Annotated in this window: 14 protein-coding genes; all 14 read right to left on the minus strand. The window is 42.5% G+C overall.

Annotation, left to right across the window (positions count from 1 at the left end; translation table 11 throughout):
* Nucleotides 1-94: 94 nt before the first annotated feature.
* Nucleotides 95-3454 carry a hypothetical protein gene (locus tag C5745_RS18835; protein ID WP_207795852.1) on the minus strand — a complete coding sequence of 1120 codons (3360 nt, stop codon included), beginning with the start codon at nt 3452-3454 and terminating at the stop codon, nt 95-97.
* Nucleotides 3455-3696: 242 nt separating this feature from the next.
* Nucleotides 3697-4350: a hypothetical protein gene (locus tag C5745_RS20775; protein WP_133166393.1), complete on the minus strand. Its 654-nt coding sequence runs from the start codon at nt 4348-4350 to the stop codon at nt 3697-3699.
* An 11-nt stretch (nt 4351-4361) separates the two neighbouring features.
* Nucleotides 4362-5093: a hypothetical protein gene (locus C5745_RS18845; protein ID WP_105718571.1), complete on the minus strand. Its 732-nt coding sequence runs from the start codon at nt 5091-5093 to the stop codon at nt 4362-4364.
* A 6-nt stretch (nt 5094-5099) separates the two neighbouring features.
* Nucleotides 5100-5921 carry a hypothetical protein gene (locus tag C5745_RS18850; RefSeq protein WP_133166394.1) on the minus strand — a complete coding sequence of 274 codons (822 nt, stop codon included), beginning with the start codon at nt 5919-5921 and terminating at the stop codon, nt 5100-5102.
* 30 nt (nt 5922-5951) lie between these two features.
* Nucleotides 5952-6860: a hypothetical protein gene (locus C5745_RS20530; RefSeq protein WP_207795853.1), complete on the minus strand. Its 909-nt coding sequence runs from the start codon at nt 6858-6860 to the stop codon at nt 5952-5954.
* A gap of 7 nt (nt 6861-6867) precedes the next feature.
* On the minus strand, nt 6868-7629 hold the full coding sequence (locus C5745_RS18860) for a hypothetical protein (RefSeq protein ID WP_133166395.1): 762 nt from the start codon (nt 7627-7629) through the stop codon (nt 6868-6870).
* Nucleotides 7630-7637: 8 nt separating this feature from the next.
* Nucleotides 7638-8318 (minus strand): hypothetical protein, encoded by a 681-nt coding sequence (locus C5745_RS18865; RefSeq protein ID WP_133166396.1) that lies wholly within the window; start codon nt 8316-8318, stop codon nt 7638-7640.
* 35 nt (nt 8319-8353) lie between these two features.
* Nucleotides 8354-8857, minus strand: coding sequence for a hypothetical protein (locus tag C5745_RS18870; protein WP_105718575.1), 504 nt, complete (start codon nt 8855-8857; stop codon nt 8354-8356).
* Nucleotides 8847-10094 carry a hypothetical protein gene (locus C5745_RS18875; protein WP_105718576.1) on the minus strand — a complete coding sequence of 416 codons (1248 nt, stop codon included), beginning with the start codon at nt 10092-10094 and terminating at the stop codon, nt 8847-8849. Before C5745_RS18875 ends, C5745_RS18870 begins: the two co-directional genes overlap by 11 nt.
* A 5-nt stretch (nt 10095-10099) precedes the next feature.
* Nucleotides 10100-12064 (minus strand): type II secretion system protein GspD, encoded by a 1965-nt coding sequence (locus C5745_RS18880; protein ID WP_243403399.1) that lies wholly within the window; start codon nt 12062-12064, stop codon nt 10100-10102.
* Nucleotides 12064-13494: a GspE/PulE family protein gene (locus C5745_RS18885; protein ID WP_105718577.1), complete on the minus strand. Its 1431-nt coding sequence runs from the start codon at nt 13492-13494 to the stop codon at nt 12064-12066. The genes C5745_RS18880 and C5745_RS18885 overlap by 1 nt, the downstream gene beginning before the upstream one ends.
* A 28-nt stretch (nt 13495-13522) precedes the next feature.
* On the minus strand, nt 13523-14023 hold the full coding sequence (locus tag C5745_RS18890; protein ID WP_105718578.1) for a hypothetical protein: 501 nt from the start codon (nt 14021-14023) through the stop codon (nt 13523-13525).
* 1 nt (nt 14024) lies between these two features.
* Complete coding sequence (locus C5745_RS18895; protein ID WP_105718579.1) at nt 14025-14444, minus strand: type IV pilin protein; 420 nt, start codon at nt 14442-14444, stop codon at nt 14025-14027.
* A 55-nt stretch (nt 14445-14499) separates the two neighbouring features.
* Entirely contained in the window at nt 14500-15183 is a 684-nt protein-coding gene (locus C5745_RS20535) for a hypothetical protein (RefSeq protein ID WP_207795854.1), read from the minus strand.
* Nucleotides 15184-15194 lie beyond the last annotated feature (11 nt).

Here is a 15194-nt window from a genome sequence, read left to right on the forward strand (position 1 = left end):
CCAGGGTGTCACGCTGGCCATGGACATGCCCCAGGAAGCTACAAGATATAGAGAGGACGGATAGCAGCTTAATTAGCTTCATAATATGGTCAATTTAAGGTCTATAATGGTATTGGTAGTTCCGAAGTACGTTCTTATCGAAGTCCAGCACGTCCTTCAGGCGCTGGAAGCCGTCATACTGGTAGTATTCCGTGATGCCCCGCGGATCGGTCATGCTCGTCATGCCCACCAACGGTTTGTAGGTGTATGTACTGATCTGGGCATTAGCTAGACTGGTGCGCAGGCCGTTCAGCTTAGTAAAATCTGAATCGGAGGGCGTAGTTTTACTCGTGAGTTGGTTCAGAAAAATACCAGAAGAATCGTTCAGGGCATCTTTCACTTCGTCATATGTTGCATTCTCGACCTTTGCAATCGGATATTGGCCACTATAACCCCAGAGATAGACTGTCGCTGCATCTTTTTGCTTTTTTATTTCAAGCGGATTGCCATAGTTATCATACATAGCGATATTCATCACATCTGTAAAGGGAAATAATGAAAACTTATTCAGTACCCTGCTTAACAATGTCTTTCCTGAAAAAACACCATACAAATTTCTCTTCACGGATAACAATTCATTGTTTGAATAATCTTCAATTTGAATAGGTTCTGTCACCCTATGTTCGTTGGACCTATTTAACCTTTGGATGGATTGCAATTGTCCAGCATTCAGGTTACCCGCGAAAAGCGTCGTTGATACAACGTCATCCGGATATCTAAACTTAATTGTTCTTTCATTTTGATTAGATCCCATAAACTTAATCTCAGAGGGTTCAAGGTGATAGGCTGATGAGTAACTTGTCTCTTTTGTAGTAACTGTACTATCTGACAAAACACCATTTTTATAAAAATATTCCGTTTCTCCCTCCTTAACAGGTAGCAATTGTCTATTACTTATCGTCGATCTTGTTATCCGAAAATCGGAGATAATATTATAATCAAATATATATCCTCCCAATAAAGGAGAAGAAGGTTCCACAAATATCTTTTGCTCAAAAACCAAAGCTGGCTGGTATCCGCTAAGTTTGAAATAGTCATAATTCAGCTTTCTATGTTTTATTAATTTTCCATCTGATCCGAATAACGATTCATTAATCAGTACAGGAACATTCAAAAGATAGGAAAAAGCCCCATAATTCTTAGAATTCAGAAATTCAGAAGTTTCAAATGTTTTTCCATTATTAAGCTGATATTGTTTTATTTCCTTGAACTGATCTCCCGACGTTGTTGATTTTGTAATTTTTGTAACATGATCATAGAAAACCGGAGAACCATTCAATGCTATACTTGAATATTCTGTCATTCCAAAGTACTTCCGTTCCCAAAAATCACCTTTTTTTGTCGTAGTAACACCGGAGGCTGCTTCCGCCTGGGTAAAGGTATAATATTTAAAATCCTGATAGTCTTTAAAAAAAATACTTGGATCAAAAAGTGATTTACCAACACTATTACCGTTTTTTCCATATATGTATTCCTCCGAGCTTACGTTGTTATTCATTCTATCATAACTTTCTACCTTTTTAATCCTTAGTCCCCCGGCCAGTCTGGCAACCTCTCCATATTCCATCTTGTTACTCAACCATTTAACAGAGGCATTTATTGACGAAGTCATATGACCGTTCACATAGTTCGAAACACCATACACTAGAAGCCTTAACTCATATTGATGATTTTGCATCAGGTTAAGATCTTGTACAAAAGTCAATGGCAAAGCCGGATTAGAATCGTGGTATTTAGTCAAAAGGACAGTGTTCGTTGTCAAATCTGTCAAAGTAACTAACTGGGTATACATCTGAACTGCCCCATTTATGGGTGTGGGAGGGCCAAACATGATAGTTAGCTTTGGCTTAGCTGAAAATGGCTTAACAATATTTGTAGAGTCAAACGTAAAATTATAAACCGCTTCACTTTTAGTATTGCTGCCTTTACCAGATATACTGCCTCCATAACTAATTTGTCGGTCAGGACTAATTACCTCTCTGTTTAAGAACTTATTAGATTCAAATGCAAACGTTGTATAACCTTTGGTTGGATATACAATTTTTGATATCATTTCAGCTTGATTCACGTCCTCATTTATCTCCCGATTGGAATTACCTACATTCATAATAAGCTCCTGCCAACTACTTTCTCCTGTAGCTGATAAGGGAATACTTGAACGTGGAACACTTTTCATACCTATGAGTCCAGCGCCTTGGTTATTGTAATAACCCCAAAAATCACTTGTAATTATTCCATCACTTCTTGACGGGAAGTGAATTGAATTATAAATGATATCATATGATCCACTATTAGTAGCATCCGTCAAGTCTACCGTAGTAACTTTAGATAGCTTGACCCGGTTTGCAGGCACGATATAATCCAATGTAATTTTCTTTACCAGATGATCGGAATTATCGTATACTAAAATTTCTTTTAAGAATTTCATAAATGAAACGCTTGAATTCGGTGAATTTACATAGTTGAACTCGACCCTGCCTTCACTATAAGTTATCTGCTTTATAAACTTCATTCTATGTTTCAACTTTCCGTATGTATCATATATAAATGGTTGTATAGGTATTAAACTGCCATTTCCCGCCATACGATAACCGAAGCTCTGCTCTTGATATGCCGTTTCTTCATCAAGAAAAAAGTCTTCGTATGAAAAGTATATATTTTCATTTTTATACGGTATGGAAATTTTGTCTAAATACCAACTACTAATAATGGCATTACGCGGTATAGCTTCAAAATTTTCTGGTACTGAATAAGTGTAGCTTCCAAACGTAGATACGGCCCCGGTTTCATCCGTTATCTGAAATGCATATGAATTGTAAAGATTACTAGATATTGGCCCCCTTTCTATCTTAATAGGATCAAAAGGAATTGGTATATAATCCGTTCTATTTTGTAAGATAAATTTGCCTGAGCGTCCCGTAAAGTTGTAAAAGTAATAATCGGTATGGGTATCATCACCGGCACCTTCAGCAATCGCTTTTAGCCGTACTCTAGCTTGCGCAATCTGGGATTGTGACGCGTTGTATGGTAACGCTGCTTCATTCCTTATCTCCTGTTCTGTTTTCGGAATGATCTGTGCACTACCTTTCAACTTTTCATCAGGCACTCCGATCACCGACCTGCTGATTATCCCTATACCTGATAGACTCCATCCTAATCCTACCATAGTCTCCATCTGATTTAATTTTATACCCGAACCATGAAACGACAGAGAAAAGGGAACTTTATATCCTTTCGCATTAATTTCAAACAAAGGTATGTTAATGTCCAAAGCACCAGTATATTCAGCGGTGGGATATACTCCGTATCTGCCTAAACTAGCTGCCTCTGGGTTTTGAAAATCGGGCAATAGAATTTTGTTATTTATTGGCGGACCCTGTGCCATGACTCCCACTGTAAAGAGGATTGGAATCATAACAAGTAGTAACGTTTGAAGTTTTTCACAATACCATGTCGCTCCTATCTGTCTTCGGTTGATCTTGATACAACATATATATTGTACCTTAATCTTAAAGTAGACAAATAATAAAATTTTATCAAGGCCTTTGGCACTTTCAAATATTTTCATATATTCTTTCCTTTCTTAATTTAATATCTTGACCCACCGGTATTATTTTCATATTTTCTGCCGTATATTGAAAATCTTGGTAGTTTTCATTACATATCATTACTTCCTTGTACTATTTGGATGACTCTAAACAGCTCTTTCCTCATATTTTTTAGTTCCTGCTTTAATCCCTCTATATTTTTCTCTTTCTCAATCAAATGCAATGTCAGCTCCTCTACTTTCTTTAGCAACAGTTTGTTCATCTCACCTAGCGAAACACCCTCATTTTCTACATCTTCAGCCTTAGGAATTTCAGGCAAATGACCGTTTTCATTGATGTATCTTTCCACTTCCGATAGCGGTTTCAGTTCATAATCTTTCCGAAAAACATAATCAGGCCAATTGGCAATCTCCACTTTGATTTCACGCGCACGAATATTACCATTGACAGAAAGTTTCTCTTTAGGTCTAGAGGTGCCGATACCAACAAACCCACCAATGTCATTGAGAATTAGATTTCCATTATCATTTGGTACTTGATAGGCCACACTTCTTATATAAAAGTCCCCGGTCTCCTTTGTATGCTCCAAAACTTGAACATTATTAGCAGCACGTAAAAGTACATTGCCAAATATCGTAGATCCTGTACGGGAAATAGAGGCTGTTGGGCTCTTAGACCCTGTAAAAAATTCCTGGCCATTCACAACGTTCACAACGAGCATCAGGCATATAAAACAGACACTTAAAAATCGATCAATTTTCATGTTTTTCATTTTTAGTCAGATATCGGTTTGTTTTTATCATTTTCCATGGCTTGCATTCTTCTTTCCAAGTCAGCTACCTGCCTATCCTTCTCAATCAAATGCAACGTCAACTCCTCTATTTTCTTCAATAATAGCTTATCCATTTCGCCCAAAGACAAGCCGTCCGCTTCCACTTCTTCAGCCTTTGGGATCTCTGGCAAGTGCCCGTTTTCTTTGATATATTTTTCTACTTGGGATAAGGGTTTCAGTTCATAGTCTTTCCGAAAAACATAATCAGGCCAATTATTAACGGTTACTTCAACCTCCTTTGCAGCTATCTTGCCGTTGACAGACATCCTACTTCCGCTTTTAAGCCCTCCACCCACCGCCAAGGCTGTAATCCCCAATTGCCCGGCCTTTGACAATGTCATCGTATATTTGCTATTGTCGCCCCAGTAAATACTTCCATTAGAATGGAACCCCATCATTAACTGTGTTTCTTGTCCTGGGTTATAAATAATTGCCGCATGATGTGCGCTTATTAGCTGTATGGCATTCCGAAAGTTGTTCACCCCACCAGTGGGATTATATCCATTAACGGATATCCCGCCATTTACTTGCAATTTGGCGGCGGGAGCACTCGTGCCTATACCCACATTGCCATTAGTTGGAAATACGTTGCTTTGTGCGAATGCGGGATTCAAATAATTTATCACGGCGCCTAAAAATAGCACCATCAAAAATTTGTTCAATGAAACTTTCATGTCTTTTTAGGGATTACTTTGATTTTCTTCCAATTCTCTTATACGTTTATCCTGCTCTAACAGATAGAGCGTTAACTCTTCTACTTTCTTCAACAACAGCTTGTTCATCTCACCGAGTGAAACGCCCTCAGCTTCAACCTCTTCAGCCTTAGGAATTTCAGGTAAATGACCGTTCTCATTGATATATTTTTCAACTTCGGATAGCGACTTCAACTCGTAATCTTTTTGAAAAACATAATCCGGCCAATTCGCAGTTTCCACTTTGATTTCTCGTGCGCGAATGTTCCCATTCACCGCGAGCTTGCTCGTTGGAGTGGCAGTACCGACTCCGACGTTACCATTGTATGCTACCGTCAACTGATTTTCAACATTGAATCGAGCCGCCCTAGCCTCTGCTCGGACTGTACCTCCTCCATTAGGAAGGGGCCCTGAATACAACTGCGCAGCATACCATCCATAATTGTCCGATAACAGCGAGAGATTATTCGGAATCGCTTTACTAAAATTCACTTCTATGAAGCAAGTATCGCTATCGAATGTAACCCGAGCCCCAGTCCAAAAACCAGAGTTGCTGTTTGTCTTTACCGAAATTCCCCCTGTCACTGACCAATCTTTAAACCATTCGATATCCAGATAGCGAGGTGCATTGCTCCCTCCGGCTGTGAAAACGGTAATCTTTCCAAAACCACGACCTGCAGGGCCGAGTCGATTATAGGCTACCCTTTTCCAGCCCGGCCCATCAACCGATACGCTAGAGGTCGTCTGTGCATAAGTTAGTTCAACGATAAGCATGCTTAAAAACAGGCCTAGAATAAGTTTAAATTTCATAATGATGTACTTTAGGTTATTCGTTTGTCATTATTTTCCTTGCATTTTCAGAAGCGTATTTTTAATAATTTCTATCTCCTTCTCTTTCTCAATCAAATGCAACGTCAGCTCTTCCACCTTCTTCAACAACAGCTTATTCATTTCTCCAAGCGACACACCATTAGCTTCCGCTTCTGCAGCCTTCGGCATTTCAGGCAAATGGCCATGTTCTCTGATATACCTTTCGACTTCAGATAGCGGCTTTAACCGATAGTCTTCTCTGAAAACGTAATCGGGCCAACCGGCCGTCTCCACTTTGATTTCCCTAGCTCGGATATTGCCATTGACCGAAAGCTCTTCCTTGGGGTTTGTCGTTCCAATCCCGATTTTACCTAGTACATTAAAATTTCTTACGTGTTGCGTACTGTTCATATTGGCAGTGTAATCCTGGATATCGGTCAATATACTGGTGTTTTGAGGGACACCATTGACATTATAAACAACAAACTTCAAGGACTCCCCGGATGACGTAGCCCAGCCGGCAAATTGAAAACCATGAGCGTGCTGGGAAGCTTCATAAGGAATATCGATAGCTATGTATTTAACACCATTGTAGCGACATGTCTTCAGCTTCCAGGAATTCACACCACTTTCGTAGGAGGTCAACATTCCAGCCGTAGCTCGATATGCAGAAGACGTGTTGACAAAAACTGTGTTCAGTCTGTTTGATGACGTCTCAGCCCCCCTTCTGGCAGTCAAATGACCTACCAAATAGTTATTAGGCAAGTCCACTCCATCATACATCGGATGGAGTAGTATCAGGGCTTTGTTATAAACTATATTTCCCGTAGCTATTAGCTTAACGTGTTTGAAGTTCGAACCAAGCGGAGTCTCTTGTGCAAACAATACAGATATACACAAAGAAGCTGTAAACAGCATAAAAAGGCAAATTCTCTTCATTTGGGGCTTAATTTTTGGTTTCTAGTTTACTTATGCGGTCTTCCATCGTTCGCATCCCCTGTTCTAGATTACGAACCTGTTTCTCCTTCTCAATCAAATGCAAGGTCAACTCTTCTACTTTCTTCAGCAATAGCTTATTCATCTCGCCCAGCGATACACCCGCAATTTCTACTTCAGAGGCTGTAGGGATTTCCGGTAAATGACCGTTTTCGTTGATGTATCTTTCCACTTCCGACAGCGGCTTCAACTCAAAATCGTTCCGGAAAACGTAGTCTGGCCAGTTTGTCGCCTCCACTTTGATCTCTTTGGCTCGAATATTCCCGTTGACAGCAAGCCGTTCTGAAGGAGTTTCTGTCCCAATTCCGATATTGCCGTACACAATCAATTTTTTAGCTTTCCAATCGGAAGTTTCATTGTTCGCATTTGCACTCGTAAAAAAAGAATGCCAATCTGTCCAACCTTGATTATTATATTTACCCAAACGCACTTGAGGTGCGACGCCTCCATACTGTGCGGAATATGGAAAATAGAGTTGGAATACGCCACCGTCCTGCACAACTGAATATGCACCTCCCATCAGAACCGTTCCAAAACTAGGAAAACCCTGGTTTGCGCTAACAAAAGAAAATTGAAGTTTACCCGAAAATTGTCGAGGCATTTGTGAAGCTTGCCAACTGTATGATGTAACCGGCAATAGTTCTTGTTGTCCATAAGAACTTTTATTTATGAATAAGATAAGACAACAAAAAGAAAATAATAACTTTTCCATAATATAGTTTATTTAAACCTTAAGTTCTCCTGATTGGCTTCCAAGCGCAATACCCTTTCACTTAGCTCATTAACCTGTTTATCCTTCTCTATTAAATGCAGCGTCAGTTCTTCGACCTTTTTAAGTAATAAAAGATTCATTTCTGCGAGATCGAGACCATCACTTTCGATATCTTTCGCCGAAGGAATTTCAGGCAGGTGTTTATGCTCTTTCACATAGTTTTCTATGCTGGATAAGGTTGGCAAGTTATACGTCTCCTCGAATACGTAATCCGGCACGGTGATATCTGTCTTGACCTTAATCTCCTTAGCTAAAATATTGCCATCCACTGCAAGCTTGGCTTTAGGATCGATCGTACCAATTCCAACATTCCCGTTGGACTGAATCATCATTCGGGTAGCAGCTGGAACACCTGAAGAGCTAGTTCTAAAATAAATTTTCCCATGAGCCGTATTATTGTTTTCCAACATAATCTCCGCACGTGTATACGTGTCATTAGATACTCCAATCCTTATTTTACGAAAAGCTCCTTGATTTTCCAACATATAAGTTCCCCAATGCCCCTCTGAAATCGCGCCTTCTGCTGGAAAAATCGTTTCACTTTCATTTCTCACTTGACAATTAGCTGATAAAATATTCCAAAGCGCGACTACTGAAATCGCTAGTATTCTCTTAGAAATCGTTCTCATATCTGGTTAAGTTTTAACTGATTATATTGAATTCGCTATTCTTCCACAGCTTTCACAGCAGCCAGTTTCACCCGGTATCTTAGTTGTTCCTTTTCTACATACGCTTGGACAGCTTTAATAAAAAACCGCTCTTCCAAAGCCGCCAATGCTTGCTGCAAGGCTGTAAAAGGACCTTGCAGAACCAGTTCCCTCTCCACGATGTCAGATGCTGTTCCTACCGCTTTGTTTTCGAAACTTACACCAACCAGGTAGCTGTCCAATACCTCACCGACTTGAATCAACAAGTTCGACACCCATTGCGTTGAATCGGCTGCATAAAGATGCAGGAGGCTGTCTTGTACATTTACTCTTTCTCTTAAAACAGGTGTGTTTACAGCACCGATCTGATCAGCGGCCATACCCTTGCTCAGTTCGCGATATCCGGCAATCAACCGATAAGTCTTTCCGAAAGCAAGATACCAGGACACCAACAATAGCAAAAAGACCAATACAAGTAGTGCACGGTTTTTTTTCCGATAAGTCCAATCTTTAAAAATCATAGGTATAATGTATGGTAACTACAAAATCTTTGCCCACTGCATTGGGCTTGTTCTGATCCACAAACCGGCTTATCTCTACCTGTTCTACCCACGGTTTGTGTCCCAATGTACGCACCCAGCGCTCCAGTTCACCTAATGTTAAACATATTCCCGAAACCGAAATCTTATAGCGGTTATCCACCTCACCCATTGTAGCGCCCAAACGACGGGCGGTGTATGGATTGATCTCTACCTTCTGCCAGTCAATGCCTTTTCGCCCTTCTAACGACTTTGCCAACTGGTTTATGATCCAAGACTTGTACAGTCCTCCATTCCAGCCTAGTTGCAGAAGCAATGCATCATTCTCTGCCACCGTTGTGGACAACTTCTCTAATTCGCTGGCATTTGAAAAGTTCTCTTTCGTTTGGTAGTTCAACGCCTCATATTTGTCCTGATAGTACATGTACATCACCGTATTGATTATTAGCAGAACAAAAAGAACGATCAATAAAACTATTCCATTGGTTTTGAAACGCAGCTTCTGCAAAAGATCATCAAAACGGTCATTAACGATGGCAACATCGATATGCAGATCAGCTACAAAATTATGCATGAGTAACGAAAACGCAGCCGCGTAGGCCATGACAGCACGCTCCGGTATATCGGCACCTTGAACTTTGATCGCATAGGTAGCTTTTAAACCCATTTCATATCGATACGATTGCCACTGCTTGGTTTCGTTATCCCGTTGGATATAATGGCCATCGAAAAGATAGTTCCCGCTATAGCCGTTCAATTGATCTAGTACATTGGCCGCCACAGCGGGGCCGATAAAAACGCGGGCGACATCCAGCCCACTGTCCCAAAACGATTCCAGCATCTCTTCAAGCAGTTCCTTTCTCATCAGTGCAAGCCAAGTCCTTTCGGTTCCGGTCAGGTAGCTATGGACGTAAGCCTCTTCGCTATAATTGGGAAATACAGCGCGTATCTGATCCACACTCAACGTCTCCGTTGCGTCTAACTCTTTAATGAGTATACCTCGGCCCTGTATATGGAGGGAAATCGGTAATGATTTCTTTCCTTCCATATAGCGCAAAAGTTCCCCCTTATCCACATCAGGTTTCTGCTCAATGATATCGATGCTGTCGCCCTGGCGTCTGAGACGGCAAATATTAAACAACGTCTCGTCGGACCCCAGCGTACAGCTAATGCCGATGACCTCTTTAACTGCATACCATTCCTCCAGACGTTTTAACATAGCGACTAATAAATAATGGTTGGCTTTATGAATACAACGGATACCACCTTGCTCACCGTCTTTTCTCTACTGCTGAACAACCACCGTAATACCGGGATGCGCGAGAGCACAGGTACACCGTTTCCGGTATTGCTGTTCTCCATACGTTCTATCCCTCCCAACACAATCATATCCTCGTTTCGTGCCCGCACAATGGATTCAAATTTACTAGTAGAGGTTGGCGGGGGGGCATTATCCGGTGGGTTTCCAATAAAATCGGTAATGTCCACCAAAATGTTTAAGGTTATCTGATCGTCGCCTGAAACCACTGGTCTAATGTCAATATCCATATTCGCTTCAACGGGCGTAAACTGCTCGGTAAATATCGTTTGGGTTTGTAACGATGGAATCACATTTTGAGTCTCCGTCCGATAATAACGGGTGCTACCGATACTCAGATTTGCCTGATGGCCGTTTAAGGTAGAAAGCTTTGGTACCGCCCGTACTTCGACATTCTGGTTTTCTTCTAGTGCCTTCAGCGTCAAATAAAAATTAGGCGACACCCTTCCTAAGTTAAAGGAATTGTTCCGCCCTATCTGCGACAGGAATCGGTTGACGCCACCGGCCCCAAAGGTGAAGTCTATTCCCTGGCCTAAAAGGCTACCTCCCGTCGCAACAACGCTATCCGCTATACCGGCACTGATTCCCGTCTTTACGGTATTTCCCTTCCGGATATCCAATATGGTAACCTCAATCAGTACCATCGGCACCAATTTATCCAACTTCTGTATATAGTTTTCGATTTCTTTAATCTGTGGGGAAGAGCCGGATAGCAAGAGCATATTCTGTTCCTTAAATTCCTTGATTTCCACGTCTCGTCGCCAGTCCGCGGGAATCATGGCAAGTACCGTATCGATTGATCGATGCTGCAATTGCACGATCCGGCTATCCCGCAACCCTTCCATCTTTCTATCACCGATCAGGTACGTATCCTTCTCCTTCCGGAACGTATACGCGGTCGTCTGGAAAATGGTCGTCAGGAAATCCTCAAAAGAGATGTCCCTTACATTCGCACTCACTTGTCCTTGAATGGGTGAATAAATAAAATAGTTGACTTCAGCATCCTGCGCCGCGCGTTTAATCAAATCCGCAATAGGTGTATTTTCTGCTTGGATCGTAAAGCGTTTCCCCTCTTGCTGCATCTGTCCATATACGGTAAAACCGCCGGGAGCTCCCATTTGCTGCATACCATCCATCCCCGCTGACTGCTGAGCCATACTACTGCGATAGCGGACGGCTGTTTCCTTTTGCTGGTTAATAAACAGTTCCTCCCCCGGAATCAATGCTTCAAATACATACACCCCGTCCTGCGTCCTGTTGTATTTTAAGTTGTTGGCAAAAGCCAGTTTCTCCAATGCCACTTCAAAAGGAGCTGCCGCCATAAAGCCACTGACTGTCTTTTCCTGCAGCCCCACCGGAACAACAATGTTCCGTCCGGACGTACCGGATATAACCTGGGCCACGTCCACAAGCCTATCATTGTTCAGCTCATATCCTAAACTACCGTCGCTCGCATTATAGGTAATATTTATCTGCTTTGGTTGCGGAACCGGTTCTATCCCCTGCATCTTACTAATGGACATAATCGATCCGATGACCTGTATATCCAGCGCATACGTCCTGCTCAAGAAGAGCAGCACATTGAGGGCAGTCTCATCCCGAAAGTTGTTTACAATCTGTGCGTCGATGTCGGGAGCAACATTAATGTTCAATCCATTTGATTCTGCTAGTGCCCGCACAAATTCCTGCAGCGAGACACCCGATACAGAAAGCTTTACCTTTTCGTTCAGCCCCGGCACCATAAACGTGAGCGACCGCAAACGGTTTTCTACCTCTTGATAACGTTGCTCGGCCTGCTGCTGTGCTATCGCGCAATGGATACAGCAACAAGCAAAATATAAAATGGCAATAATTTTTTTCCAGTTCATCATTAATAATTGAAAAGCAAGGGGTATATTTCTTCCAAGGTTGTTAGTTTCTGGGCAAAGAGCTCAAAGGCATTTTCGCCCAGTGTCTTAATTTGCCGCTCTTTCAATAGGTGTTCTACCTGCATATTCTCTTTTCTGATCTCTTCTGCGAGCTCGCGGTCCAGCGGTACAATCTCGTATACTGCTTTCCTGCCTTTGAATCCCGTATAATGGCACTGGCTACAGCCCGTCGCTACGGCATGCTCGGTCACTTCATAATAAGGTCTAAACTGTTTGGGGTACCGCGCCGTATCCATAGATTCTATCCGCTTACACGCGGGGCAAAGCAGCCGCACCAAACGTTGAGCCACCGTTGTGTTCAGCGTATTCGCAATCAAAAAACCGGGTATCCCCATATCAATCAAACGTGATATGGTACCCCATGCAGAATTCGTATGGATAGTCGACAGGACAAGGTGCCCAGTAAGCGCTGCCCGGATCGCCATATTTGCCGTGTCCGGGTCACGTATCTCTCCTACCATAATGATATCAGGATCCTGCCGTAGGAAGGTGCGTAGTGCGGCTCCGAAAGTCAGTCCGATGTTTTCGCGCAACTGCACCTGATTGATTCCTTCCAAGGTATACTCTATCGGATCTTCAATCGTCAAGATATTCGTTGTATCCTTATTGAGGTATTTCAGCGTAGCATATAACGTAGTCGTCTTTCCCGATCCGGTAGGTCCACTAATGAGCAGAATACCGTTAGGCTTTTTCACGCCATGGAGATAATTGGCCAGATCGGCTTCTGACATGCCCAGTGATTCGATCTGGATATCCGCGGCATTATTGTTCAACAAACGCAGCACCACCTTTTCCCCGTGCAATGTGGGCAACACCGATACACGAATATCGAACTGTTCGCCCTGTCGCTGATAGTGAATCCTCCCATCCTGAGGCAATCGCTTTTCAGCGATATCCATATTAGACATGATCTTAATTTTATTGACCAGTGCCGGATAGTCCGTCTTAGACAGCGAATAGCGTTCCACCATCATTCCGTCGATACGGATACGAACCCGCCCCCGGTTCTCAAAACTTTCGATATGGATATCACTGCTCTTTAATTGCTTGGCTTCCCAGATAAGGCTGTCCAAGAAGTTGTTATCAAACGCCAAGGACTGTATCTTTCTTTCCGAATCAGTGTCTGCCGCGTCGTAATAATAGCGTTGCAGCAGATGCTCGATATCATGCTCCTCTGCCCGTACTAGCCTGAACGGGAACTCCAGTACCATCCGTAGTTCATCTTCTAGTTGAGAAAACTCCTGATCTGTCAAAAGAAGCAAGCTGTCCCCCTCTTTTTGGACAGCAATGATACGATAATGTCTAGCCAAAGATCGAGGTAACGCTTTGACTACTGTCTCGTCTATGGTATGTGGTAACTGAATAGGCTGCATAAGTGGGGGTTAATAATCGATGAAAAAGTCACAGTTTATCTGGCAGCAACATCGGAAAATGGAACAGCTTGAAGTGTGCAGCCGGCAAATACAACATCAGGCATAACGCCTGTATACCCGCTAGCGGCACATGTCTTTCCTGTCCCTGCCACCAGTAGATCAGCGGTGTGAGGATCAATGTTACGACAAGGCTGAGAATCATGAATACGATGTAGGCCCCTAAATCCAGATACAGCGCTACACAAACGAAGAAAAGCACATCTCCCCACCCGATGTAACGGTCGAATGGCAGTATGAACTTTTGCTCTTTTAAAGACACATATGCCGTCAATGCAAAAAGGAGCACGACCACGAATCCAAGATTCCACATGGTCATTTCTAGCGCATTCATTATCCCATTGGAGACAATTGACATTCCCGCAAGACCAACCGATAGCAACAAATACCACCATAGGTGTACCAAACGCCATCTAAAATCTTCCAGCGCTATGCCTCCGGTCCCAATGATCGCTATGACAAACCAAATCATATCAGTCCGCTGTCACTTCGCGAAGATTTTTGTCTTGATCGATTTCCCAGACGTTCATTGTTCCATCACCATCAAAATCGACGACAGCAGTCGCACGGGCAAGGAAACCCTTGTTGTCTGCCTGTACAATCTCAATGCGGTAATTGGCTTTTCCGTCGTTTCCTTCTGTGGTCAGTCTTTCCTGTACGAATCCGATTTCTTCCAGATCTGTTGAGTACTTCGATCTTTCGTAGAAATAGTTTTTCTGCAGCGTTTGCACATGCTGTAGCTGCATCTTCGCTTCGGTGCTCTTAGCTTTGGTTATTAAGGGCATTAGATTAGGTAGCGCCAACAAAACCAATATACCGATGATAACCAGTACGACCAGAATCTCCGTCAGCGTATACGCTTTCAGTCGCGCATTGTAAGATTTTAACTTCATAACTTAAAGGGTAATTAATCGTTAAATATAGAGAAAATATGCAAAACCCAAAAAGTTAAATAGAATCTTTTTCCATTTCAGACACGCGTTCCTCAAGTTGGATGATATGCAGTGTCAATTCCTCCACTTTCTTCAATAGCAATTTATTCATTTCACCAAGAGAAAGACCCTGTTCTTCGACTTCCTTTGCGCTAGGAATTTCAGGTAAATGACCGTTTACTTTGATATAGTCCTTTACTTCGGCAAGTGGCCTCAAGTGATAATTCTCCTGGAACACATAGTCCGGCCAATTGTTCGCCTCTACTTTAATCTCTTTTGCACGGATATTCCCGTTGACTGATAGTCTCTCTCCCGGCGCGTCAGTACCTATTCCCACGTTCCCTTGCACATTTTCGACTAATACACGACGCCAAGCAGACCAGCCCGCAGCATTTGTTCCAGTTCGGTAGCGTATACCCTTGGTTTGCATAAACGCCAGTTCATGGGCAGGGCCTCCCGAATCATCCGACCAGCCCCTGATAGCCATTAATGTCGAATATGTGACATCTGTTGGCAGACCCACAGTTGTATTCCTCTTGAATGCGGATCGAACAACTCTACTATAATCGCTGGGGTGCGTAATTAAATCTCTACTATCCGGTACAGTAAGATGAGTGGACTGTGCGAACGTATTCCCTTTTGGAATTAGGCTAATGAAAAATACCACTAATGGTATAAAAATGATAGCATTTTGTTTCATATTCTTGGATC

The organism is Sphingobacterium haloxyli (assembly GCF_002980525.1).
GTDB lineage: Bacteria > Bacteroidota > Bacteroidia > Sphingobacteriales > Sphingobacteriaceae > Sphingobacterium > Sphingobacterium haloxyli.

Bases quoted from the DNA above. Each gene is read 5' to 3' on its own strand.
- C5745_RS18835 (WP_207795852.1), bottom strand. From the start codon at position 3,454: ATGATTCCAATCCTCTTTACAGTGGGAGTCATGGCACAGGGTCCGCCA.
- C5745_RS20775 (WP_133166393.1), bottom strand. From the start codon at position 4,350: ATGAAAATTGATCGATTTTTAAGTGTCTGTTTTATATGCCTGATGCTC.
- C5745_RS18845 (WP_105718571.1), bottom strand. From the start codon at position 5,093: ATGAAAGTTTCATTGAACAAATTTTTGATGGTGCTATTTTTAGGCGCC.
- C5745_RS18850 (WP_133166394.1), bottom strand. From the start codon at position 5,921: ATGAAATTTAAACTTATTCTAGGCCTGTTTTTAAGCATGCTTATCGTT.
- C5745_RS20530 (WP_207795853.1), bottom strand. From the start codon at position 6,860: ATGAAGAGAATTTGCCTTTTTATGCTGTTTACAGCTTCTTTGTGTATA.
- C5745_RS18860 (WP_133166395.1), bottom strand. From the start codon at position 7,629: ATGGAAAAGTTATTATTTTCTTTTTGTTGTCTTATCTTATTCATAAAT.
- C5745_RS18865 (WP_133166396.1), bottom strand. From the start codon at position 8,318: ATGAGAACGATTTCTAAGAGAATACTAGCGATTTCAGTAGTCGCGCTT.
- C5745_RS18870 (WP_105718575.1), bottom strand. From the start codon at position 8,857: ATGATTTTTAAAGATTGGACTTATCGGAAAAAAAACCGTGCACTACTT.
- C5745_RS18875 (WP_105718576.1), bottom strand. From the start codon at position 10,094: ATGTTAAAACGTCTGGAGGAATGGTATGCAGTTAAAGAGGTCATCGGC.
- C5745_RS18880 (WP_243403399.1), bottom strand. From the start codon at position 12,064: ATGATGAACTGGAAAAAAATTATTGCCATTTTATATTTTGCTTGTTGC.
- C5745_RS18885 (WP_105718577.1), bottom strand. From the start codon at position 13,494: ATGCAGCCTATTCAGTTACCACATACCATAGACGAGACAGTAGTCAAA.
- C5745_RS18890 (WP_105718578.1), bottom strand. From the start codon at position 14,023: ATGATTTGGTTTGTCATAGCGATCATTGGGACCGGAGGCATAGCGCTG.
- C5745_RS18895 (WP_105718579.1), bottom strand. From the start codon at position 14,444: ATGAAGTTAAAATCTTACAATGCGCGACTGAAAGCGTATACGCTGACG.
- C5745_RS20535 (WP_207795854.1), bottom strand. From the start codon at position 15,183: ATGAAACAAAATGCTATCATTTTTATACCATTAGTGGTATTTTTCATT.